Below are 22083 nucleotides of genomic sequence, written 5' to 3'. Positions count from 1 at the left end.
CATGACGGTACTGGTCATCGCTGAACACGACAACGTTTCACTGCACGCCGCCACGCGCCATGCGGTCGGCGCGGCCCGCCTGTGCGGCGGCGACGTGCACCTGCTCGTCGCGGGCCACGATTGCGCCCCCGCGGCGCGCGCGGCGAGCCGCGTTGCCGGCGTGGCGAAGGTGTGGCTCGCCTCGGCCCCGCAGCTCGCGCACGGTCTCGCGGAAAACGTCGCCGCCCAGGCGCTGGAACTGCTGGCGCAGGAGCCTTGTACCCACGTGCTGGCCGCCGCCGGCACGTTCGGCAAGAGCGTCATGCCGCGCATCGCGGCCGGACTGGATGCGGGGCAGATCTCGGACATCACGCGCGTGGTCGCGCCCGACATCTTCGAACGTCCGATTTATGCGGGCAACGCGATCGCGACCGTCCAGGCGCTGGACGCCATCAAGGTGCTGACCGTGCGCGCCACCAGTTTCGACGCCGCGCCCCTGGGCGATGCCGAGGCGGTCATCGAGGACATGACGCCGGTGGAGGATGCCGGCACGGCGCGCGTCGTCGCGGTCGAGCGGACGGTGTCGGGACGGGCGGAGCTGACCGCGGCGCGCGTCGTGGTCGCGGGCGGGCGCGGCCTCGGTTCCGCCGCCGGTTTCGGCACGCTGGAGCCGCTGGCGGACGCGCTGGGCGCCGCGATCGGCGCGTCGCGCGCGGCGGTCGACGCCGGCTTTGCCAGCAACACATTGCAGATCGGCCAGACCGGCAAGGTGGTCGCGCCCGCGCTGTACATCGCGGTCGGCATTTCGGGGGCCATCCAGCACCTGGCCGGCATCGGTGATGCGAAGGTCATCGTGGCCATCAACAAGGATGCGGAAGCGCCGATCTTCGGCGTGGCGGATTACGGCATCGTCGGCGACCTGTTCGACGTCGTGCCTGCGCTCGTCACCGCATTGCAGGAGGACGAGCAGAAACAGCTGGCCGCCTAGAGGATCGGGCACCATGCTGACACATGCCGGCCTCGTACTGGTCTCCATTGCCATCGGCGTCCTGATCGGCGCGGCCGGCGTCGGCGGTTTTTTCATGCCGCCCGCACTGATGCTGCTGATGAACATGGACATCCACCAGGGCATGGCGTTGTCCCTGTTCACTTTCATCTTTACCGGCGCAGCGGGCGCGCTCTACTTCCACAGGAAAGGCAGTCTGGACTGGACGCTGGTGCGGCCGGTGTGCGTCGGCGCGGCGGCGACGGGCTATGCCGGCGCATGGACCGGCCATCATCTCGCCACCGCGTCGCTGTCGACGGCGCTGGCCGCCGTGATCCTCGTCGTCGGCATGACCATGTCGGGCGCCGGCGGCCAGGCGGTGCTTGCCTTGCCGGCGGGCCCGCGTCAGCGCCGGCTGATCCTGGCGGCGATCGGTGCCCTCACAGGGTTCTTTTCCGGTCTCACCGGCATCGGCGGGCAGGTGCTGTCCGTGCCGCTGATGGTCTTGTGCGGCTATCCCGTGCTGACCGCGATCGGCGTCGGGCAGATGCTGCAAACCATCGGCGCGTTGTCCGGTTCGCTCGCGAACCTGCGTTACGCCAGCATCGACTATGGCCTGGCCGCCTTCATTGTCGTGTTCGAAATTGCCGGGGTACTGGCCGGCGCCATCCTCGTCCACCGTCTCGACGGCGCGATCGTCAAGCGCGTGGTCGGCGGACTGTGCATGGTGGCCGGTTGCGGGTTCATCCTGCGCAGCTTGCAGGCCTGAATCGGTGTACAGTTGAGCATCTTTGCTTTTGGAAAAAATAACGATGCGCAAGATCACCGGGGCGCTGCTGGCGCTGACAGCACTGGCGTGCGTACAGACGGCGCGGGCCGACGGGCTCGACCCGACCGAGCAGCAAATCGTCGCGGAGATCAGGGCGCATGCGCCGCAAGCGCTCGCCCTGCTCGAGCAGAGCGTCCTCATCAACAGCGGCACGATGAATACCCGCGGCGTGCGCGACGTGGGCGCGCTGTTCCGCAAAGAGTTCGACGCGCTCGGCTTTACCACGCGCTGGATCGAGCTGCCGCCCGAGATGCGCCGCGCCGGCCACCTCGTCGCCACGCGCGACGGCAACCGCGGCAAGCGCCTGCTGCTGCTCGGCCACCTCGACACCGTGTTCGAGCCCGGTTCCGACGTGCCCATGTGGAAGCGCGATGGCGACAAGGTCCGCGGCCAGGGCGTGTCGGACATGAAGGGCGGCGACGTGATCGTCATCGAAGCCCTGCGCGCGCTGCACCGCGTGGGCGCCCTCGACGGCACGCGCATCGCCGTCATGTTCACGGGCGACGAGGAGGAAGCGGGGAATCCGAAGAGCGTGTCGCGCGGCGACATGGTGGAGCTCGCCAGGCGCAGCGACGTCGCCCTCAGCTTCGAGGGCAGCATCCTCGACAAGAATGGCCAGGCGACCGCCACCGTGGGCCGGCGCGCGACGGCCACGTGGGAGCTGGACGTCAAGGCGCGCCAGGGCCATTCGATGGCCGTGTTCGGCGCCAACGGCTATGGCGCCGTGTACGAGACGGCGCGCATCCTGGACGCCTTCCGCCAGCAGGTGACCGAGCCGGGCCTCACGTTCAATCCGGGCGTGATCCTGGGCGGCACCGAGGTCGCGTTCGACGAGGCCAACGCGCGCGGGACCGCATTCGGCAAGACCAACGTGATCGCCAACACGGCCACCGTGAAGGCCGACCTGCGCTACCTGGACTACCCGCAACGCGACCGCGCACAGGCACGCATGCGCGCCATCGTCGCGCAGAACCTGCCCGGCACCAGCGCCACCATCACGTTCCACGATTCGTATCCGCCGATGGCCGTGACACCCGGCAACCTGAAAGTGCTGGACCTGTATTCGCGCGCCAGCCAGGATGCCGGGCTTGGGACGATCGCGCCCTTGCCGGCGGAAGCGCGTGGCGCGGGCGACATCCAGTTCGTGGCGCCGCTCCTCGACAGCCTCGACGGCCTCGGCGCGAGCGGCAACGGCGCCCACTCGCCGAACGAAGACCTGGACGTGGGCTCGATCGAACGGAGTGCCGTGCGCGCGGCATTGCTGATCTATCGTTTGACGCGTTGACGCTCGTCGAATTTCTTCAACCGGACACGCTACCCGAACCGGGTAATATGCACACATGGCACGACTGATACTCACTTTCCCCGAAGACCAGTACTACTACACGACCTTGCTGACGGTGCGCGTCACCGACATCAATGCCGGCAACCACCTGGGCAACGACTCGATGATCTCGATGATCTCCGAGGCACGGGCCCGCTTCCTGTTCGAATACGGCGTCTCGGAAACGGAAGGCGACGGCACGGGCATCATCGTGACGGACCTCGCGACGACCTACCGCGCCGAAGCGCATGCGCGCGACCAGCTGCTGTTCGAAGTGGGCGTCATGGACTTCAATAAATATGGTGGCGACATCATCTTCCGGGTCACCCGCCCGAAGGACAAGACCCTCATCGCGATGGCCAAGCAGGGCTTCGTCTTCTTCAATTACAAGACGAGCCAGGTCGTCGCCATGCCGGAAGACTTCCGCGGCAAGTTCGACCGGGTGAACTGGATCGACTGAACGCGCGCGAAATAGCTGGAACTTTCTCCCCCTCCCGCTGGAATATGGGTAAAGACAATGACCCATGACCACACCAACCACTGACACCGACCTGCTGCGCCAGACGCGCAGCGGCGCCGCCGACGCCTTCGCGGCCTTGTACCGGCGCCACCAGGGTCCGCTGTACCGCTTCGCGCTGCTGCGCTGCGGCTCGGCGGACACGGCCGCCGACGTGGTCCAGGAAACGTTCATGGGCCTGCTGACGGATCGGTTCCGCTTCGATCCGCTGCGCGGACAGCTGCAGCACTTCCTGTTCGGCGTGGCGCGCAACCTGATCCTGAAAAACGAGACGGCACACCAGCGCCACGTGGTGCTGGACGGCGGCGACGACGGCGACGACGGGTTGCCGGACGACGCGGCCTGTCCGCTGGCGCGCCTGCTGGACAACGAGGCCGCCGAGGAAGTGCGGCGCGCGCTGGCGCTGCTGGCCCCGCACTACCGCGACGCCGTCATCCTGTACGAGATGCACGACTTGTCGTACGCCGAGATCGCCGACATCTGCCAGGTCGACATCGGCACCGTGCGTTCGCGCCTGTCGCGCGGCCGGGCGGCGCTCGCGAAGCGCCTGGCCGGCTGGCGCGCCACGGCCGGCGCAGCATGAAAGGATAGTCATCATGGACATTCGAAACACGACGGACCGCGATCCCCTGCTCGACGCCCTGCGCGCGGAGGTGGGACGGCTGGACGCCCCGCGCGGCGTCGAGAAGGCATTGCTGCAGGCGTTCGCGAAACTGCACCCGCCGAAGCGCCGCTGGTATCACAGGCTGGCCGTGCGTCCCTTGGCGCTGGCCGGGAGCGTCGTGGCCGGGGCGCTCGTGCTGGCGTTCGCCGTGCGGGCGCCGCACCCGGTCGAGGACGGCCGCGCCGGCGCGCTCGTCGCGCTCGACGGCAACGGCGTGTTCATCGCACTGGATTCGGCCGAGCGCATCGCCGCGGAACCGGCGCCGCGCATGGTCGCCACCGATGTGCCGCGCACGAGCCTGGCCGCGCTGGGCGTGCCGCTGACGCCGGAAAACGCGGGCGATTCCGTCCGGGCCGAGATGCTCGTCGCGGCCGACGGCCAGCCGCTTGCCCTGCGCCTGAGCGCGCTTCAATGACAAAGAGGATGCCATGACCACCAAACATGTTGTGATCGCCGCCCTGCTGGCCGGCCTGTTCGCCCCGGCGCTGGCCGAGGATACCCAGGGCCGCGCGTCCGACGGCGCCATGACGTTTCACTTCGATAAGATGGAGTTCGATGCGCGCAGCGGTGTCGGCGTGATGCGCTCGAACATCGTCAAAAGCGCACCCTACAGTGCGCAGATGGTGACGGAGTTCGCGCAGGCGCTACCCGACGGCAACCAGATCGCCACGCGCCGCACCACGATGACGTACCGCGACAGCGCCGGCCGCACCCGCCAGGAAATCCGCGACGACAAGGGCGACGTCGTCACCGTCACGATCAACGATCCGGTGAGCGGCACGAACCTGGTCCTGCACCCGCGGAACCGCACGGCCGTCAGGATCAATCCGGGAGCCACGGCGCGCGCCGCGGCCGATGCGGCGCGGGCGAAAGTCGACCAGATGCGCAAGGACGGCACGCTGCCCGCCGGCAGCGAGGAGATCATCGTCAAGCGCGTGCAGGGCATCGACGACGCCGAACGGCAGCGCATCCAGCGCGACGTGCGCATCCAGGTCTCGAGGGCGTTGGCGGAGAGCGGCACGGCGCAGCGCGACGCGCAGATGCGGGTGGCGCCGCTGATGAACGGCGCGTTCGCCGACGTCAAATGGTCGACGAAGGCGACGACGAAGGACCTGGGCACGCGCGATTTCGGCGGCATCAAGGCCGAGGGCAGGCTGCGCAGCTACGAGATCCCGGCCGGGGCGATCGGCAACCGCAACGCGATCGTCGTGTCGGACGAGACGTGGACGGCACCCGACCTGCAGGTGACGGTCTACACGAAGCACAGCGACCCGCGCAGCGGCGACGTCGTGTTCCGGCTCGAGAACATCAAGCGCGAGGAACCCGCGCCCGCGCTGTTCACCGTGCCGGCCGACTACACGGTGCGCGAAGCGGGCGGCCGCTGGCGCGACAAGGCAGGCCGCGCGGACAAGTCAACGAACGCCGCTCCCTGAGCGGCGCGAAGCCTCAGCGCCGCTTCTTCCGGATCGGCGCGATGGTCTTGTCGAACCAGTCGTCGATCATCTGCTTCTCGTAGCGATACGGCTCCGAATCGAAGTAGTGGCTGAACGTCTGCTGGTAATTCATGTCCTGCAGCTGCGACTGGCCGTTCTTGATCACCTGCCCGTTCTGCTCGATCGCATAATTCAGCTCCATGCGCGGCCAGTCCGCGCGGCCGGTCATCACGCGCAGGTCGCGGCCCAGCCGGGTACTCGGGATGAGGCGGCCGGCCGGGTCGAAATCCGTGATCTCGATGCGCAGGTCCTCGCCCGGCGGCAGGTTCGCGCCCAGCTTCACGAAGTGGTCGGTGATCTGGTCCAGCATCTCCTTGCGCTCCCAGCCCGGGAACGGCAGGTCGTGGAAATTCTCGGGATGCACCCACGTGACGTTGACCGCGGCCGACGCACTGCCTGCTGCCAGCGCCAGCAGGCCCGCCAGGGCCATCGTTTTCATGAACGCTTTCATGATGTTCTTCCTTTCGTCGTCGAATACAGCATCTGTTAATACCTCATTCTTATACGCCGGTTTCCATGCCGGGTCCGTTATCGATTCGTCTTAGTTTGTATCGAAATGTTAGTCCGCGCACAGGTGTCCCGCGCTCTTGCACAGCACAATCAGAACGGGACAACGCAAGCGAGGAAGCATCATGCCGGAAGGCCCGTCGCTGGTCATCTTGAAAGAGCAGACGGCCCCGTTCGTGGGCCAGGAAATCGTGCGTGCCGAGGGCAATACCTGGGCCATCGACACGGCGCGCCTCATCGGCCAGCCCGTCGTCGCGCTGCGCACGTGGGGCAAGCATTTCCTCATCCAGATGCCGACGATGGTCGTGCGCATCCATTTTCTCCTGTTCGGCACCTACCGCGTGAATGAACGGCGCGACAAGCCGCCGCGCCTGTCGCTCGGCTTCGCGGACGGCGGCGAGCTCAACTTCTACGCCTGCTCGGTCAAGGAGATCGACTGCGACATCGACGCGTACTACGACTGGGCCGCGGACGTCATGTCGGATGCATGGGACCCGGCGTTGGCGCGCAAGAAGCTCAGGGGCGCACCCGACACGCTCGCCTGCGACGCCCTGCTCGACCAGGACATCTTCGCCGGCGTCGGCAACATCATCAAGAACGAGGTGCTGTTCCGCATCCGCATCGATCCCCGCTCCAGGGTCGGCGCGCTGCCGCCGGCCAAGCTGCGCGCCCTCGTGCAGGAAGCGCGCCAGTACAGCTTCGACTTCCTCGAGTGGAAAAAAGCGTTCACACTCAAGAAACACTGGCTCGCGCACAACCAGAAAATCTGCCCCCGCTGCCATATCCCTTTTCACAAGGCGAATCTCGGCAAGACGAACCGCCGCAGCTTCTGGTGCGAGCGCTGCCAAAAGCTGCATGAATAAGGCGGAAACGATGGGAAAACGACACGTTGCGACATTGTGACTTTTTGCACTGCGTCATTAATATTTCTTGTTGTTAATGGTCACTGCTCATACTACAATCATTTCGGACCGTGCTGCCTTACCTCAAAACCTCGTGAGATCGTCAAATGTCCTTCCTGTCATCCGCCGCGCCGAAGCTTGCACCATGGAAAGTACTGCTCGTCGACGACGAACCGGACATCCATGACATCACCAAGCTGACGCTGTCCCGTTTCCGCCTCGACGGCCGCAGCCTCTCGTTCCTGCACGCCTACAGCGGCGCCGAGGCGAAGGACATCCTGGCGCGCGAGAAGGACGTCGCGCTGGTGTTCCTCGACGTCGTCATGGAGCGCGAGGACAGCGGCCTGGAAGTGGCGCGCTGGATGCGCCAGGAGCTGGACAACCAGTTCACCCGCATCGTGCTGCGCACGGGCCAGCCGGGCCAGGCGCCCGAGGAACGCGTAATCGTCGACTACGACATCAACGACTACAAGGAAAAGACGGAACTCGACCGCACCAAGCTGTTCACGACGACGTTCGCCGCCCTGCGCGCCTACCGCGACATCATGAAAGTCGAGGACGCCCGCCGCGTCCAGCAGAATTACCGCGAAGGCCTGGAGCGCGTGATCTCCGCGTCCACGCATCTGTTCAGGCAGCGCAACCTGAAGGATTTCGCCAGCGGCCTGCTGCAGCAGGTCGTCGCCCTGCTGCGCCTGGAGCAGAGCATGCTGCTGCGCGTGACCGGCGCCAGCGTGATCACCGGCGAGAGCCAGTACGAAATCCTCGCGCGCATCGGCGACGTCGGCGACCACGACATCGGCCCGGAACTGATCGCCCAGCTGGACGAGGCACGCCACAACCGCATCTCCAAGCTGCATGGCGACACTTATGTCGGCTACTTCCCGAACAGCAGCGGCAAGGCGTCTCTGCTCGTGCTCAAGGGCGTGGAAGAAATCGACGAGATCGATGTTCAATTGCTCGACGTCTTTTGCTCGGGCGTCGCCATCGCCTTCGACAACATCCTGCTGAACCAGGAAATCACGGACACCCAGGCCGAGCTGATCCTGCGCCTGGGCGACGTCGTCGAATCGCGCTCGAACGAAGCCGGCAACCACGTGCGCCGCATGGCCCAGGTGTGTCATCTGCTGGCCCAGGAATCGGGCATGTCCGACGACGAGACGGCCGTGCTGATGCATGCGGCGCCGATGCACGACGTGGGCAAGATCGCGACGCCGGACGCCGTCCTGTTGAAACCGGGGCGCCTCACGCCCGAGGAATGGGACATCATGAAGCAGCACCCGACCATCGGCCTGCAGATCCTCGACGGCTCGCAGCGCCCGATCCTGAAGGCGGCCGCCGTGATCGCCCACCAGCACCACGAGAAATGGGACGGCAGCGGTTATCCGCAGGGCCTGCAGGGCGAAGACATCCACCCGTATGCCCGCATCGTGGCCGTGGCCGACGTGTTCGATGCCCTCACGCACGAGCGCGTGTACAAGAAAGCGTGGCCGATCGACCAGGTGCGCGACTACCTGCGCGACGTGGCGGGCCAGCACCTCGATCCGCACTACGTCGACATCCTCATCAGGAACCTCGACAAGGCCACCGAGATCAACGAGCGCTGGCCGGACTGAAATCGATATCGCGGACCGGGACAAGGGAGGCAGAGTCAGGTAGTATGCAGAGCTTCGCGGCAATACTGTCCCGACCGCCATCCGGCCCATGCGTATCCGAACCCGACTGCTGCTCCTGATCCTGGCCATCCTGGTCCCTGCCCTCCTCGCGGCGGTCCTGGCCGTCGGGTATGTCTATCAGGAAGAGCGGCGCGCCCAGGAAACGAGCGTCAAGGAAGCGGTGCGCGCCTTCACCCTCCTCGTCGACAACGAACTGGAGATCAGGGAAGGCATCCTGCGCACGCTGGCGAATTCCCCCGCGCTGGCCCGCGGCGATCTCGAGACCTTCTATCACCACGCCCATTCGGTGGCGCCGCGCGGCGAGACGGCGATCCTGCTGCTCGACCGGGACGGCCACCAGCTGCTCAACACGCGGGTCGCGCCGGGCGCGCCGCTGCCGCCCGGCCGCGCGTCGAACCTCGACGCGCTGATGCAACGGGACGGCGCCGACCGCACCCTCGTCTCCGACCTGTTCGTCTCCTCGATCAGCCAGCGCCATGCGGTCGCCATCCAGGTGCCGGTGCACGTGGACGGCACCCTGCGCTACTTCCTCGCCATGAGCATGAACGCCGCCCAGCTGCAGGCGCTGCTGGGTGAACAGCGCTTCCCGCCCGACTGGCAGGCCGCCATCGTCGACCGCACCGGCCGGCTGATCGCGCGCTCGATCGACCCGGACCAGTACCGGGGCCGCTCGGTCAGCGAGGTGGCGCAGGCCCAGTTCGCCGCCCACCGCGAAGGCGTGTTCTCGAACAGGAACCTGGCCGGCATTCCCGTGCAGGCCTTCTTCAGCACCGTGCCCTCGTCGAACTGGAAAGTCCTCGTCAGCATTCCGACGGAAGACCTGCGCCGCGTGCCCCTGCATGCGGCGGCCTTCCTGGCGGCCATCATGGCCGTCATGCTCGTGCTGGCATCGGTGGCCGCGCGCTGGTTCGCGCGCCGCGCCGCGATCCCGATCGAATACCTGGGCCGCAGCGCCGCGGACCTGGGCGCCGGCCGCGAAGTGCATTACCGGCCGCAGGGCATCGTCGAGATCGACGCCGTGGCGCAGCGCATGGCCGACGCGAGCCGCCAGATCCTGACCGCGCAGGCCGACCTGGAGCAGCGCGTGGCCGAAGCCGTGGCGGCCAGCGAGCGCGCCCAGAGCGCCCTCGTGCGCGGCCAGAAGCTGGAAGCCCTCGGCCGCCTCACGGGCGGCATCGCGCACGAATTCAACAACCTGCTGCAGACGCTGACGACCGCGCTGCAGCTCGCGTCCCTGACGGCGAACCAGCCCAAGGTGCTGAGCCTGATCGACACGTGCAAGCGCACCGTCAGCCGCGCCACCGCGCTGACGACCCGCCTGGGGTCGTTCGGCCGCGTGCAGGATGCGCGCCTGCTGACGGTCGACCCGGGCGAGCAGGTGCGCGGTTCCGTCCAGCTGCTGCGCGGCGTGCTGCGCCAGGGCACGCGCATGGAAGTGCATTGCGAGGACGACCTGTGGCCCGTCACCGTCGACCCCGTGCAATTCGACCTGGCCCTGTTGAACCTGGCGATCAATGCGCGCGACGCCATGCCGGACGGCGGCCGGCTCGGCGTCGGCGTGCGCAACTGCACCCTCGAGCCGACCATGGAACGCACGGGCGGCGACTACGTGTGCGTGAGCGTGACGGACACGGGCATCGGCATGCCGCCCGACGTGCAGGCGCGCGCGCTCGACCCGTTCTTCACGACGAAACCACCGGGCCAGGGCTCCGGCCTCGGGCTGCCCCAGGCCTACGCATTCGCCACGCAGTCGCGCGGCTGGCTGACCCTGGCGAGCACGGTCGGCGCCGGCACCACCATCGAGATCTACCTGCCGCGCTCGCTGCAACCGTTGTCGGCCACGGCGGCGCGCACCGACAGCCAGGCGCCGGGGCACGGCAGCGGGCGCGTGCTGTTCGTCGAAGACGATCCGCTCGTGCGCGAAGCGGTCGTGCGCGGCCTGGAAGACTGCGGCTTCGACGTGATGGTGGCGCCGGACGGCGACAAGGCGCTCGCCATGCTCGACGCCGGCCTCGACGCCGACGTCGTGTTTTCCGACATCGTCATGCCCGGCAAGGTCAGCGGCATCGACCTGGCCGGCATCCTGCACGAGCGCCGCCCCGGCCTGCCGGTCGTCCTCGCCACGGGCTACACCGACCAGCGCGCCGTCATCCCGGGCGTGCAGGTCCTCGCCAAACCGTACGAGATCGACCAGCTGGTCGAACTGCTGGCCAACCTCTCCGGCAACCGCTGACCTTTACAGTGTCAGCGTGACCTGCTCGCCGGCCACGGCGACCGTGCATCTGGTCGCGCCCGCCGTACGGCCCGGTGCCGTGCTGCAGTCGGCGCTGACCCGCTTGCCCTGCCAGGTGCCGTCGAACTTGCCGTCGCCGTGCAACAGCGACACGTGGTCGTCGATGACCTTGTCGCCGTTGACGAAGATGCGCACGCCGGAGGCGTCGATCAGCGCGCCCTGGATATCCAGCTTGCCGTCGCGGCTCGTGTAGTGATTTCCGGTTACCGGCGACAGCGCCGCGCAGCCGGACATTGTGACGACCAGCGCGGCCGCGATCATGAACTTTGTTGACATTTTTGTGTAATCTCCGCTTATCTGCGCGGTTCTCTTCAGGAAACCTTGGAATCATAACCGTATTTACTGAAAGATTAATATTCAAAAATTGCAATAAGCATGCTTTTTTTTGCAATGCAAACTGGATGTTTATACGCGTATTGCAATTTCCACATAGAAACTATTGGTTGCAGACAGGCTGGCGTAGAATGGCCCGCATCAAGGAGACCACCATGCAGACTCTGCCCCTGAGAATCGGCGCCGGCCAGGACCTGCGCGCCGTGCTCGACGCCCTCGTGGCGCAACACCATGTGGACGCCGCGTTCGTCCTGCAAGGCATCGGCAGCCTGGCGGTCGCCCGGTTGCGCTTCGCGGGCCGGCCGGAATTCACGGAACTGCGCGGCGACCTGGAAATCCTCACGCTGGGCGGATCGTTGTCGCCGGACGGCCCGCACCTGCACGCGAGCGTGGCCGACGACGGCGGCCGCGTCATCGGCGGCCACCTCGGCCCCGGCTGCATCGTGCGCACGACGGCCGAGGTGCTCGTCGCGCTGCTGCCGCGCCACCGCTTCCGCCGCGAATTCGATCCGGCCACGGGGTTCGACGAGTTGTTCGTGAAGGCCTAATGTCCGTTTCCGCACTGAACGATCCGGTGCGCGGCCGTAGTCTGGCGGTAAATACTTCCGCAGAGACCGATCATGACCACGCACATTCCGGACGAAGATCCGACCCAGCCCAAGCCCGCCCCCCTGTCGCTCGCCGCGTGGAAGCACTTCGTCAACGTCGCCAGGCCCTACTGGCTGGGCGATGAAAAAGGCAGGGCCTGGACCCTGCTGCTGCTGTTGATCGTGCTGATGCTGGTCGATACCAAGCTCGCGGTCATGCTGAACAACCAGACCGGAGAATTGACGTCGGCGCTGGCCGGCAAGGACGCCGGCCGCTTCTGGACCTCGGTGCGCGCCTGCCTGTTCATCCTCGCGTTCGCCGTGCCGACCTACGCCTTTTACTACTACATGCGCGACGTGTTCGCGAACCAGTGGCGGCGCTGGCTCACCGGCCGCTTCCTCGACGGCTACCTGCAGGACCGCAAATACTACGCGCTGGGCGCCGGCAACGAGATCGACAATCCGGACCAGCGCATCAGCGAGGACATCAACACGTTTACAGGCCGGTCGATCAATTTCCTGCTGATTTTCCTCGGCTCGGCCATGCAACTGGTCGCGTTCAGCACCGTGCTGTGGTCGATCTCGCACCTGCTCGTCGCCGTACTCGTGGCCTATGCGGTGATGGGCAATATCGTCGCCCTGTACTTCTTCGGCAGTCCGCTGATCCAGCTGAATTTCTGGCAGTTGCGGCGCGAGGCCGACTTCCGCTTCAGCCTGATGCGCCTGCGCGAGAATGCCGAGTCGATCGCGTTCTACCGGGGTGAAGCGCAGGAGCGCACGCACATCGACAGCCGCTTCGACAAGGTCATCCGCAACTTTGCGCGGCTGATCAGGAAACAGCGCGCGCTGAATTTCTTCCAGCGCACGTTCAGCCAGCTCACCGTGGTGCTGCCCTACGTGCTGCTGGCCGGCGGCGTGCTGTCGGGCGAGCTGGAAGTGGGCGCCGCGACGCGCGCCGCCGGCGCCTTTACGGCCGTGCTCGGCGCGGTGGGCGTCATCGTCGACAACTTCGAGAGCCTCAGCCGTTTCGTGGCCGGCATCGGCCGCCTGCAAGCCCTGTCCAACCTCGTGCTGCCCGGTGCGCAGCCTGCCGCCGAAGACCGGCACCCGCGCATCGCGATGCGGCCCGGCACGCACTTCGCGCTGGAAGCCGTGACCTTGCATCCGCCGCAATCGGACCGCGTCCTCATCAAGGAACTGAGCCTCGTGCTGAAGCCCGGCGACGCTTTGTTGATCACCGGCGCCAGCGGCTGCGGCAAGAGCTCGCTGCTGCGCGCGATCGCGGGGCTGTGGCGCACGGGCAGCGGCACGATCCAGCATCCGCCGCTGGAAGACGTGTTCTTCCTGCCGCAGCAGCCGTATCTGCAGCCCGGCACCCTGCGCAGCCAGCTCATCTATCCCAGCGTGCACCGCGACCTGAGCGACGAGCAGCTGCTCGACATCCTGCAACAGGTGCACCTGCCCGCACTGGCCGACCGCGTGGGCGGCCTCGATGCCGTGCACGACTGGAGCAAGCTGCTGTCGGTCGGCGAGCAGCAGCGTCTCGCCTTCGGCCGCGTGCTGGTGCACGCGCCGCGGATCGTCATCCTGGACGAGGCGACGAGCGCGCTCGACAGCGCCAATGAAACCGCGCTGTACGCGCGCCTGCGCGCCAGCGGCGCGACCCTCGTCAGCATCGCCCACCGCGAAGCCGTGCTGCGTCACCACACGCACGTGCTGAAGCTGGCGGGCGACGGGTCGTGGGAAGTCAGCGAAGCCGGCGGATTCGAGTTCGACCAGCCCGTGGCCGACGCCGGGCCGGCACCGGTGCGGCCAGCGGCCGTCGCGACGTTCGTCGGCTAGGCTTCACACCACGGCGGCGCCGGCCGGCTCGGGCCGCCGCGCAAGCAGGTGGGACAGCCGTTGCAGCCCCGCCTGCAAGCGTCCGCGGTCCTGGATGCTGCCCAGGGAGATCCGGATGGCATTCGCCGACCCGGCGCCGGTTGCGAATGCCTCCGCCGGCGTGACCGCGATGCCCTCGCGGTCGGCCGCACGCGCCAGCTGCGCGGCGGTCCAGTACGCCGGCAACTCGAGCCATACATGCAGGCCGTCTCCGGCCCCGCTGTACCGCCCCGCCAGGATATCGCGGGCCATCCGGTGGCGCAGGCGGGCCTCGTTGCGGACGCCTTCCATCAACCGGTCCGCCGAACCGTCGAGGATCCACTGCGTGGCCAGTGCCGCCGTCAGCGGCGCGACCATCAACGCAAATGACCTGAGTGCGGCCAGGAACCGTTCGCGTACGTGCGGGTCGCGTACGAGCACGAAGGCGACCCGCAAGCCGGGCGTCAGGCATTTCGACAGGGTCGAGATGTAGACCACGTGGTCCGGGGCAAACGTGGCAACGGGTGGCGGCGGGGCGGCGGCAAGGCGCCAGTACGGATCGTCCTCGACGATGCGGACATCGCAGCGCTGCGCGATCCCGGCGAGCGCCTTGCGCCGGCGTTCCGGCATGGTGACGGCGGTCGGGTTCTGCAAGGTCGGATTGAGGTAGACCAGCCCGGGCTTGTGCCGGCGGCACGCCCCCTCGAGCATCTCGGGCACCATCCCGTGCCGGTCCGCTTCCACCGCGATGACCTGCCGGCCGAACTGGGTGGCCGCGGCCAGCAGGCCGGGATACGTCGTCGGCTCCGCCAGGATGACATCGCCGGGCGCCGTCAGCGCAAGGATCAACGCGGCGATCGCCGCCTGCGCACCCGGACAGACGACGACGTGCCCCGCATCCGGATGGCCGAACATCGGTGCGAGCCACGTGGCGCCGGCCTTGCGGTCGGAGTCGCTCCCGCCGCCCAGGTGGTAAGTCATCAGCGCTGTGTTATCGGCCCGCATCAGGACTTGCGACAGCCCCTGTTTCAACATGTCGTCGAAGTCCACGCCATCCGGCGGCGGCGGGGTGTTCATGCTCAGGTCGAGGACAGCGGTCAATTCGACTTTCGGCGCCGCGACGTACGTGCCGCGGGCGCCGCGGCCCTCCAGCAGGTTGCGGCGCCTCGCTTCGTCGTAGGCGCGCGTGACCGTCGTCAGGTCGACGTCCAGCTGTGCCGCCAGCCGGCGCTGCGGAGGCAGCCGGTCGCCCGGCCTCAGCGAACCGTCCGCCACCGCCGCCTGCAATGCCTCCGCAATCTGCAGGAAACGCGGCCCGCCATGCGCGGCCAGGCGCGGCAACCAGGTGGCCAAATCGTCATCTTGTATGGATTTCAACTGGGACATTTTGTCTCGATGTATGGAGATTGCTTTTGCGTAGTATGTGGGTATTCGACGATGGTTCAAACACAAAAATCATGGAATGGATCCCGGTAGTCTTCGTTGTGTTCAAGTTTCTCGTGCTAGCCACGGGGATGTTCTTCGCCATCAAGTGGCATTACGACCAGGGGAAGAAGGGAAAAGTGCAAGAGCGGCGCGCGGTGCTGCGCGCGAGCGGCAAGGTGGCCGCACTCTTCGTGGTGATACTCGTGGGCCTCGGGCTCGTCACCTTCGCCCTTGCCAGGGTGCTCGGCCTGGACCTGGGCTACCCGTGATGCCGCCCCGCCGCGCAGACTAGAATACCTGTCCGACAACGCACCCGAAGGACGCCCATGACCCTGCTGAACTTTTCCCAACCGGCGCTCGACGACGCCACCCTCGCCGCCGTGACCGACACGATGAAGACCGGCTGGATCGCCAGCGGCCCGCGCGTCCTGGCATTCGAGCGCGCGCTGTCCGGGACCTTTGGCGGCCGCCCCACGCGCACGCTGACGTCGGCCACGGGCGCGATGGAACTGGCGCTGCTGGCGTGCGGCATTGGTTCCGGCGACGAGGTGATCACGTCCACGCAAAGCTTCTTCTCGACGATGAACATGATCGTCAAGGTCGGCGCCCGCCCCGTGTTCGTCGACTGCGACCTCGTCACGCGCGCGATCGACCTCGACCAGGTGGCGGCCGCCATCACGCCGCGCACCAAGGCGATCGTGCCCACGCACTTCCCCGGCGCCCTGGGCGACATGGACGCGCTGTATGCGCTGGCCCGGCGCCACGGCCTGCGGGTGATCGAGGACGCGGCCCTCGTGCAGGGCTCGACGTGGAAGGGACAGCCCATCGGCAGCTTCGGCGACATCGCCACGTTCTCGTTCCACCCGAATAAAAACATGACGACGATCGAGGGCGGCGCCATCGTCGTGCCCGACGACGAGACTGCAAAGCGCATCGAGGTGCTGCGCTTCCACGGCATCGAGCGCCTGGCGGACGATACGCGCGACGTCGCGGTCGCGAGCGGCAAGTACAACATGTCGGACGTGTCGGCCGCGATCGGCCTCGCCCAGCTCGCGCAACTGCCCGCCTTCCTGGCGCAGCGCCAGCGGCTGGCCGAGCGCTATTTCGACGTGTTCCCGGACATCGACGGCGCCGTGCTGCCGCCGCGCGGCGTGCCGGGCCAGAGCTGGAACATGTTCTGCGTGCTGCTGCCGTACGAAGCGCTCGGCACGACGCGGCAACGCTTCCGCGCCGCACTGCGCGAACGGGAGATCGCGACGGGCCTGTCGTACGAACCGTCGCACCTGACGACGCTCGGCCGCGGCCTCGGCTGGCGCGAAGGCCAGTTCCCGAACGCGGAACGGATCGGCCGGGAGACCGTCACGATCCCCCTGCACTGCGGGATGACCGAAGCCGACGTGGACCGCGTGTGCGCGGCCATCGCCGACAGTTTGACCTGATCAGGCAGCCTTCAGCCCGGGCCGGGCGGTCTTGCGCGGAAAGCGCAGGTGGTAGCGCAGGCCCTGCCCCGGGCTGCTGTCCACGCGCAGCGAGCCTTGCAGCACGTTCGTCGCGAGGTTGTACAGGATGTGGCCACCGAGGCCGCTGCCGCCGCTGCCGCGCTTCGTCGTGAAGAACGGGTCGAACAGCTTGGCGAGCGTCTCCGCATCCATGCCCACGCCGTCGTCGGCGTAGTCGAACACGACGTGGTCGCCGTCGAGCGCCGCGTGGAGCGTAATGTGGCCGGGCTGGTCGCGCTCGAAACCGTGCATCAGCGAGTTGACGACCATGTTGGTGACGATCTGCGACACCGCGCCCGGAAAACTCTCCAGCAGCAGGTCCTTCGGGCAGTCGACCGCGACTTCCAGCGGCCGGCCCTTCAGCTTCGGCTGCAGCGACAGCAGCACTTCGTTCAAATACGTGCCGAGATTGAAGGTGCGGATGTCGTCCGACGACTGGTCCACCGCGACCTGCTTGAAACTGCGCACGAGGGCCGCGGCGCGCTGCGTGTTGGTGGTCAGGATGCGCAGGGACTGGTCGACGATGTCGAAGAACGCCTCCAGGCTGTCCTGGGTCATGTCCCCCGCCGCCAGCTCCTCGCGCGTGAGCTTGAGTTCCTGAACGAGGTGGCTCGTGGCCGTCACGCAGATGCCCAGCGGCGTGTTGATCTCGTGCGCGACGCCGGCCACCATCTGGCCCAGCGACGCGAGTTTTTCCTTACGCACCAGTTCCGTCTGCGCTTCCTGCAACTGGTGCAGCGCCTGTTCGAGCGCGGCGTTCTGCTGTTCCAGGCGCTCCTTGGCCTTGCGGATGGCGCGGTCGGCCTGCATGCGCGCGATCGCCACCGCCACGTGGCTGGAGATGAAGGCCATCAGGTCCAGGTCCGCCTTCGTGTAGACGACGGTCGGGTCATAGCTCTGCACGACCAGCACGCCGTACGCCTTGTCGTTGACGAGCATCGGCGCGCCGATCCAGCTCGCGATGTCCGTGCTCCCCAGCGGGTGCTTCACCCTGCCCGCCGCGTGCAGGCGCGCGAAGCTGCCGGCGTCGTGGAGCTGCGCCTGCTTCGTCTGCAGCACGTACGACACCATGCCCATCCCGAACGGGAAGCGCTGCTGCGGCGGCACGTCGTCCTTTTCGTCGGCAAAGTACGGGATGCTGATCTCGCCCGTGTCCGGATGCGTGAGCGCGATGATGAAGTTCTTCGCCATCATCAGTTCGCCGATGATGGCGTGCAGGCTGGCCGCCAGCACGTCGGTCTCGATGGCGGAGGCCGACAGGTCCGCGATCTGGTACAGCGCATGCTGCACCTGTTCCGCGCGGCGGCGCTCGGCCACCTCGCGCGCCAGCGCGCGCGTGCGCTCCTGCACGGCGCGCTCGAGCCGGTCCATGCTCTGCAGGCCCTGCAGCGCGTTCGACACGTGGTTGGCGATCAGCGCGAACAGCGCCTGGTCTTCCTCGCTGTACGTGTACTCGGGCAGGTAGCTCTGGATGACGATGGCGCCCACGGCCTCGTGCTGCTGGTCGAGCAGCGGGCAACCCATCCAGTGCTCGGCGATGCTGCCCGTGCCCCAGACGCCGCCATTCTCGCGCGCCCGCATTTCGTCGCCCGTCACCACGAGGGGCTGCTTGTTGAGCATGACCCACGCCGTCGGCGATTCGTCGGGCGACGCCAGCGTCACGCGCTCGTCGGGGCCCGGCCCCGCGTCGCGCGAGTCGACGAAATAGACGAACCGGACCGTGTCGTCTTCCCGCTCGGCCAACGTGACGTAGAAGTTCTCCGCATACATGATGCGGCCCAGCGCGCGGTGCACGGCGCCGATGAACTCGGTGACGTCGGTACAGCTGGCGGACAGGTGCCCGATGCCCAGCAGCATGGCCTGGACCGTTTCCAGGCGGGCGAGACGGTCTTCCATCGATTCCCCTTGTCGAACAAAAAGTTACGCTCGGGAAATCTTATCAGCTCACGCCCGGGTTGCGGAGATTGCGTCGCCAAAAACCACAAAGTTCCGTGGGCTCGGGGAGCCCACGCTACGACGGCGATACATACGTAGGGTGGGCACGCCGTGCCCACGTGTGACGTTCGCCACGTGTTGGCGGCTACCGCGGGGCGCGGAAGTCGTTCTCGACCCACGTCGACGCCGACGCCGGCGACAACTTGAAATCGGGACGCACGCGCACCTGCGCCACGCGCTCGCCCATCTCGTCGAACGCGCTCAGCAGCGCATACGGATTGTCCTCGTCCGGGACGATGTCCAGCGTCACCTTCAGCTCGCCGTCGGCGGTCGAGACGACGGTGCTCTTGTGCAATTGCGCGTGCAGCTGCTGCTCGTGGCGGCGGATGACTTCGGACGCCGTCTTGACGAGCGTGTGGAAAGCCGGCGTATCGAGCGGCTTCGGGTTTTTCTTGTCGCGGCCCATGGTCCAGGGGCCGACGAGGGCCGGCTCGGATTCGCCGTCCTTGTACATGGCCACGGCCCAGCCGTCGTCGTCTTCGTTCTTGATGACGCGTGCGGTCCAGCCGTTGCCCTGCCACAGACGGGGCTCCTGCACGGGAGCATCATCGTCGTGGTCTGGGAAGTCGTCGTTCATTCTTGCTTTCTCGGTCGTGCGGGCATGCGCCCAGAAGCAAGATCATAGGCGTTCGCGGCGCACTGGACAAGCGCCGCTTCCGTACCGCTAGATGATGCGCAGGTCGGGGCCGCGGGGCGGCACGATGGGTGGGCCGGGCGGCGTGCTGCGCGGGTCGATCGCCGGCGAGGGGATCTGGCTCTTGAACGGATTGATGATGATCGGTGGAATCGCCGGCGGTGCCGAGGGCGGATTCTTGTGGCCGGCGGCGTACTGGATACACTGCATGGAAAGCCTCCTGCAAACAGAGCAGGCTGTCAGTATAGACCTCGAGTCCAGCATTGCAAGGCTTGATTTCCGGCCACTTTTTGCCCTACTGCAGCGCGCGGTCGAGCAGTTCGACCCAGTGCTCCACCGGCACGTCCGTCCCCGACTGCAGGTGCGTGATGCAGCCGATGTTGGCGGACACGATGCGCTCCGGCGCCGTCGCTTCCAGCCGCGCCAGCTTGTCGTCGCGCAGCCGCAGCGACACCTCCTTGTGCAGCACCGAATACGTGCCGGCCGAGCCGCAGCACAGGTGGCTGTCCGCGCACAGCCGCACGTCGACGCCCGCCGCGCGCAGCAGGTCCTCGACCTTGCCGCGGATTTTCTGGCCATGCTGCAAGGTGCACGGCGGGTGGTACGCGACCCGCTCGCCCTTCTCCCGCGTTCCGAGCTTCGCCCGCAGCTTGGCCTCGAACTCGGGCAGCACTTCGCTGACGTCCTTCGCCGCGGCCGAGACGCGCGCCGCCTTGTCGGCATATGCCGGATCGCCGGCCAGCGCGTGACCGTATTCCTTGATCATCGCGCCGCAGCCGGACGCGTTGATCAGGATGGTGTCGATGCCCTGCTCCAGATACGGCCACCACGCGTCGATATTGCGGCGCATGTCGGCGCGGCCGCCATCCGCATCGTTCATGTGCCAGCGGATGGCGCCGCAGCAGCCGGCCCGGCTGGCCGCGACGATCTGCACGCCGACGGCATCGAACACGCGCGCCGTCGCCGCGTTGATGTTCGGCGACATCGCCGGCTGCACGCAGCCTTCCAGGAACAGCATCTTGTGCGCGTGCCCGGTGCGCGGCCACACGCCCGCGCTTTGCCGCGCGGGCACCTTGTCCTTCAACGCCTGCGGCAGCAGCGGCCGCACCGCCTGCCCCGCCTTCATGGCCGGCGTGAACAGCCAGCGGCGCGGCAGGGTTTCCTTCAGCAGCGTGCGCAGCATGCGCTGGCGCGCGGGCCGCGCGACCTGCTGCTCGACGACGCGCCGGCCGATGTCGGCCAGCCGTCCGTACTGCACGCCGGACGGACAGGTCGATTCGCAGTTGCGGCACGTGAGGCAGTGGTCCAGGTGCGCCTGGGTCTTATCGGTCGCGGGCCGGCCTTCGAGCACCTGCTTGATCAGGTAGATGCGGCCGCGCGGGCCTTCCAGCTCGTCGCCGGACAGTTGATAGGTCGGGCACGTGGCGGTACAGAAGCCGCAATGCACGCATTTGCGCAGAATCGCGTCGGCCTCGTCGCCGTCGCGCGTGCCCCGGATGAAATCGGCGAGATTGGTTTGCACGGCTAGAAATCCTTGTACATGCGGCCGCGGTTGAGCACCCCGGCCGGGTCGAACACATTTTTGAGTTGGCGGTGGATGGCGAGGACCGCGGGCGCCAGCGGCTGGAACACCCCGACACTCCCATCGCCGCCGCGGAACAGCGTCGCGTGGCCGCCGGCCCTGCCCGCGGCCGCGCGCACCGTGGCCGCATCGGCATCGGTGCGGAGCCAGCGCTGCGCCCCGCCCCATTCGATCAGTTGCGGTCCTTGCAGCGCCAGCGGCGGCGCAACCGTCGGCAGGGACAGGCGCCACATGCTGTCGGCGTCCGCGAAGAACGCGCCGTCATGCTCGCGCAGCGCGCGCCACCAGCCGTCGGCATCGTCCAGCAGTTCGCCACCGATGCGCTTGCGCGCCGCGTCGACGGCCGACCGCGCGCCGGACAGGCGCACCGTCAGCACGCCGTCGTGCCAGCTGGAGGCGGAGACCGGCAACGGCTGGCCGCCCCATTCGTTCAGCCGGCGCAGCGCCTCGTCCTCGTTCATGTGCAGCCGCACCGTGCATTCGGCGACGGGCTGCGGCAGCACCTTCAGCGACACCTCGGCGATCAGGCCGAACACGCCCAGCGATCCGGCCAGCAGGCGCGACACGTCGTAGCCCGCCACGTTCTTCATCACCTTGCCGCCGAAGTGCAGCGTCTCTCCCTTCCCGTCCACCAGCACGGCGCCGAGCACGAAATCGCGCACGGCGCCCGCGGCCTGGCGGCGCGGTCCGGACAAGCCGGCGGCCACGGTGCCGCCGATCGTCGCGCCGGGACCGAAGTGCGGCGGCTCGAACGCGAGCATCTGGCCGTGCTGCGCCAGGTGCGCCTCGATCTCGGCCAGCGGCGTGCCGCAGCGGGCCGTGATCACGAGTTCGGTCGGCTCGTAGTCCGTGATGCCGCGATACGCCGTCGTGTCGAGCACCGTGCCCTGCACGTCCTGCCCGTACCAGTCCTTGCTGCCGCCGCCGCGGATGCACAGCGGAGTCTTGGTGCCGGTGGCGTGACCGATCCTGTCGGCGAAATCTTGTAGCGTCGTATCCATG

General features: G+C 67.5%; 22 protein-coding genes. 14 read left to right on the top strand and 8 right to left on the bottom strand.

Annotation, left to right across the window (positions count from 1 at the left end; all coding sequences use genetic code 11):
* The first annotated feature begins 1 nt into the window (after position 1).
* The 7 genes from ACEN98_RS18740 (at position 2) to ACEN98_RS18710 (ending at position 5731) form a co-directional block, all read left to right on the top strand.
* Positions 2-967, top strand: a complete 966-nt coding sequence (locus ACEN98_RS18740; RefSeq protein WP_413386345.1) for an electron transfer flavoprotein subunit alpha/FixB family protein — start codon at positions 2-4, stop codon at positions 965-967.
* Between the two features lie 13 nt (positions 968-980).
* Positions 981-1733, top strand: coding sequence for a sulfite exporter TauE/SafE family protein (locus ACEN98_RS18735; RefSeq protein ID WP_413386343.1), 753 nt, complete (start codon positions 981-983; stop codon positions 1731-1733).
* A gap of 43 nt (positions 1734-1776) precedes the next feature.
* Positions 1777-3078: a M20/M25/M40 family metallo-hydrolase gene (locus ACEN98_RS18730; protein WP_413386340.1), complete on the top strand. Its 1302-nt coding sequence runs from the start codon at positions 1777-1779 to the stop codon at positions 3076-3078.
* Between the two features lie 55 nt (positions 3079-3133).
* Positions 3134-3577 (top strand): thioesterase family protein, encoded by a 444-nt coding sequence (locus ACEN98_RS18725; RefSeq protein ID WP_413344604.1) that lies wholly within the window; start codon positions 3134-3136, stop codon positions 3575-3577.
* Between the two features lie 64 nt (positions 3578-3641).
* Positions 3642-4217 carry an RNA polymerase sigma factor gene (locus ACEN98_RS18720; protein ID WP_413386338.1) on the top strand — a complete coding sequence of 192 codons (576 nt, stop codon included), beginning with the start codon at positions 3642-3644 and terminating at the stop codon, positions 4215-4217.
* Between the two features lie 13 nt (positions 4218-4230).
* Positions 4231-4713 carry a hypothetical protein gene (locus ACEN98_RS18715; RefSeq protein WP_413386336.1) on the top strand — a complete coding sequence of 161 codons (483 nt, stop codon included), beginning with the start codon at positions 4231-4233 and terminating at the stop codon, positions 4711-4713.
* A 13-nt stretch (positions 4714-4726) separates the two neighbouring features.
* Positions 4727-5731, top strand: a complete 1005-nt coding sequence (locus tag ACEN98_RS18710; RefSeq protein ID WP_413386335.1) for a hypothetical protein — start codon at positions 4727-4729, stop codon at positions 5729-5731.
* Positions 5732-5744: 13 nt separating this feature from the next.
* Here ACEN98_RS18710 and ACEN98_RS18705 read toward each other — a convergent pair whose 3' ends face one another.
* Positions 5745-6230, bottom strand: a complete 486-nt coding sequence (locus ACEN98_RS18705) for a DUF3016 domain-containing protein (protein ID WP_413386333.1) — start codon at positions 6228-6230, stop codon at positions 5745-5747.
* A gap of 193 nt (positions 6231-6423) precedes the next feature.
* Here ACEN98_RS18705 and ACEN98_RS18700 point away from each other — a divergent pair, with 193 nt between their 5' ends.
* The 3 genes from ACEN98_RS18700 (at position 6424) to ACEN98_RS18690 (ending at position 11106) form a co-directional block, all read left to right on the top strand.
* Positions 6424-7161, top strand: coding sequence for a DNA-formamidopyrimidine glycosylase family protein (locus ACEN98_RS18700; RefSeq protein ID WP_413386331.1), 738 nt, complete (start codon positions 6424-6426; stop codon positions 7159-7161).
* Between the two features lie 146 nt (positions 7162-7307).
* Positions 7308-8813 carry an HD domain-containing phosphohydrolase gene (locus ACEN98_RS18695; RefSeq protein WP_413343832.1) on the top strand — a complete coding sequence of 502 codons (1506 nt, stop codon included), beginning with the start codon at positions 7308-7310 and terminating at the stop codon, positions 8811-8813.
* Positions 8814-8901: 88 nt separating this feature from the next.
* The gene (locus ACEN98_RS18690; RefSeq protein WP_413386329.1) at positions 8902-11106 is read left to right on the top strand and encodes an ATP-binding protein; all 2205 of its coding nucleotides are present in this window, start codon (positions 8902-8904) and stop codon (positions 11104-11106) included.
* A gap of 3 nt (positions 11107-11109) precedes the next feature.
* On the opposite strand, the gene ACEN98_RS18685 is transcribed toward ACEN98_RS18690, so the two are convergent.
* Positions 11110-11442: a hypothetical protein gene (locus tag ACEN98_RS18685; RefSeq protein WP_413386328.1), complete on the bottom strand. Its 333-nt coding sequence runs from the start codon at positions 11440-11442 to the stop codon at positions 11110-11112.
* A gap of 212 nt (positions 11443-11654) precedes the next feature.
* Here ACEN98_RS18685 and ACEN98_RS18680 point away from each other — a divergent pair, with 212 nt between their 5' ends.
* Positions 11655-12047 (top strand): PPC domain-containing DNA-binding protein, encoded by a 393-nt coding sequence (locus ACEN98_RS18680; protein WP_413338775.1) that lies wholly within the window; start codon positions 11655-11657, stop codon positions 12045-12047.
* A gap of 72 nt (positions 12048-12119) precedes the next feature.
* A complete protein-coding gene (locus tag ACEN98_RS18675) occupies positions 12120-13928 on the top strand; it encodes an ABC transporter ATP-binding protein/permease (RefSeq protein ID WP_413386327.1) in 1809 nt (602 codons plus the stop codon).
* A gap of 3 nt (positions 13929-13931) precedes the next feature.
* Here ACEN98_RS18675 and ACEN98_RS18670 read toward each other — a convergent pair whose 3' ends face one another.
* On the bottom strand, positions 13932-15332 hold the full coding sequence (locus tag ACEN98_RS18670) for a PLP-dependent aminotransferase family protein (RefSeq protein ID WP_413386326.1): 1401 nt from the start codon (positions 15330-15332) through the stop codon (positions 13932-13934).
* A gap of 71 nt (positions 15333-15403) precedes the next feature.
* On the opposite strand from ACEN98_RS18670, the gene ACEN98_RS18665 reads away from it, so the two are divergent.
* Together ACEN98_RS18665 and ACEN98_RS18660 are read left to right on the top strand one after the other, a co-directional pair.
* Positions 15404-15640, top strand: a complete 237-nt coding sequence (locus ACEN98_RS18665; RefSeq protein ID WP_413338781.1) for a hypothetical protein — start codon at positions 15404-15406, stop codon at positions 15638-15640.
* Positions 15641-15697: 57 nt separating this feature from the next.
* Complete coding sequence (locus ACEN98_RS18660; protein WP_413386324.1) at positions 15698-16810, top strand: DegT/DnrJ/EryC1/StrS family aminotransferase; 1113 nt, start codon at positions 15698-15700, stop codon at positions 16808-16810.
* Here ACEN98_RS18660 and ACEN98_RS18655 read toward each other — a convergent pair whose 3' ends face one another.
* From ACEN98_RS18655 to glcE, 5 genes are all read right to left on the bottom strand, one after another.
* Positions 16811-18766 (bottom strand): GAF domain-containing protein, encoded by a 1956-nt coding sequence (locus tag ACEN98_RS18655; RefSeq protein ID WP_413386323.1) that lies wholly within the window; start codon positions 18764-18766, stop codon positions 16811-16813.
* 184 nt (positions 18767-18950) lie between these two features.
* Positions 18951-19442, bottom strand: coding sequence for a hypothetical protein (locus tag ACEN98_RS18650; RefSeq protein WP_413386322.1), 492 nt, complete (start codon positions 19440-19442; stop codon positions 18951-18953).
* 87 nt (positions 19443-19529) lie between these two features.
* Entirely contained in the window at positions 19530-19709 is a 180-nt protein-coding gene (locus ACEN98_RS18645) for a hypothetical protein (protein WP_413338786.1), read from the bottom strand.
* A gap of 85 nt (positions 19710-19794) precedes the next feature.
* On the bottom strand, positions 19795-21021 hold the full coding sequence (gene glcF / locus ACEN98_RS18640) for a glycolate oxidase subunit GlcF (protein ID WP_413386321.1): 1227 nt from the start codon (positions 21019-21021) through the stop codon (positions 19795-19797).
* A gap of 2 nt (positions 21022-21023) precedes the next feature.
* Positions 21024-22082, bottom strand: a complete 1059-nt coding sequence (gene glcE / locus ACEN98_RS18635) for a glycolate oxidase subunit GlcE (protein ID WP_413386320.1) — start codon at positions 22080-22082, stop codon at positions 21024-21026.
* Between the last annotated feature and the right edge of the window lies 1 nt (position 22083).

The organism is Massilia sp. CT11-137, assembly GCF_047302885.1.
Lineage (GTDB): Bacteria > Pseudomonadota > Gammaproteobacteria > Burkholderiales > Burkholderiaceae_D > Telluria > Telluria orientalis.
This window is presented reverse-complemented; position numbering and strand designations above follow the sequence as displayed.

Coding starts and splice junctions, on each gene's coding strand:
- ACEN98_RS18710 (WP_413386335.1), top strand. CDS start 4,727: ATGACCACCAAACATGTTGTGATCGCCGCCCTGCTGGCCGGCCTGTTC.
- ACEN98_RS18650 (WP_413386322.1), bottom strand. CDS start 19,442: ATGAACGACGACTTCCCAGACCACGACGATGATGCTCCCGTGCAGGAG.
- ACEN98_RS18725 (WP_413344604.1), top strand. CDS start 3,134: ATGGCACGACTGATACTCACTTTCCCCGAAGACCAGTACTACTACACG.
- ACEN98_RS18735 (WP_413386343.1), top strand. CDS start 981: ATGCTGACACATGCCGGCCTCGTACTGGTCTCCATTGCCATCGGCGTC.
- ACEN98_RS18680 (WP_413338775.1), top strand. CDS start 11,655: ATGCAGACTCTGCCCCTGAGAATCGGCGCCGGCCAGGACCTGCGCGCC.
- ACEN98_RS18740 (WP_413386345.1), top strand. CDS start 2: ATGACGGTACTGGTCATCGCTGAACACGACAACGTTTCACTGCACGCC.
- ACEN98_RS18670 (WP_413386326.1), bottom strand. CDS start 15,332: ATGTCCCAGTTGAAATCCATACAAGATGACGATTTGGCCACCTGGTTG.
- ACEN98_RS18690 (WP_413386329.1), top strand. CDS start 8,902: ATGCGTATCCGAACCCGACTGCTGCTCCTGATCCTGGCCATCCTGGTC.
- ACEN98_RS18685 (WP_413386328.1), bottom strand. CDS start 11,442: ATGTCAACAAAGTTCATGATCGCGGCCGCGCTGGTCGTCACAATGTCC.
- ACEN98_RS18705 (WP_413386333.1), bottom strand. CDS start 6,230: ATGAAAACGATGGCCCTGGCGGGCCTGCTGGCGCTGGCAGCAGGCAGT.
- ACEN98_RS18700 (WP_413386331.1), top strand. CDS start 6,424: ATGCCGGAAGGCCCGTCGCTGGTCATCTTGAAAGAGCAGACGGCCCCG.
- ACEN98_RS18655 (WP_413386323.1), bottom strand. CDS start 18,766: ATGGAAGACCGTCTCGCCCGCCTGGAAACGGTCCAGGCCATGCTGCTG.
- ACEN98_RS18730 (WP_413386340.1), top strand. CDS start 1,777: ATGCGCAAGATCACCGGGGCGCTGCTGGCGCTGACAGCACTGGCGTGC.
- ACEN98_RS18720 (WP_413386338.1), top strand. CDS start 3,642: ATGACCACACCAACCACTGACACCGACCTGCTGCGCCAGACGCGCAGC.
- ACEN98_RS18660 (WP_413386324.1), top strand. CDS start 15,698: ATGACCCTGCTGAACTTTTCCCAACCGGCGCTCGACGACGCCACCCTC.
- ACEN98_RS18645 (WP_413338786.1), bottom strand. CDS start 19,709: ATGCAGTGTATCCAGTACGCCGCCGGCCACAAGAATCCGCCCTCGGCA.
- glcE (WP_413386320.1), bottom strand. CDS start 22,082: ATGGATACGACGCTACAAGATTTCGCCGACAGGATCGGTCACGCCACC.
- ACEN98_RS18665 (WP_413338781.1), top strand. CDS start 15,404: ATGGAATGGATCCCGGTAGTCTTCGTTGTGTTCAAGTTTCTCGTGCTA.
- ACEN98_RS18695 (WP_413343832.1), top strand. CDS start 7,308: ATGTCCTTCCTGTCATCCGCCGCGCCGAAGCTTGCACCATGGAAAGTA.
- ACEN98_RS18715 (WP_413386336.1), top strand. CDS start 4,231: ATGGACATTCGAAACACGACGGACCGCGATCCCCTGCTCGACGCCCTG.
- ACEN98_RS18675 (WP_413386327.1), top strand. CDS start 12,120: ATGACCACGCACATTCCGGACGAAGATCCGACCCAGCCCAAGCCCGCC.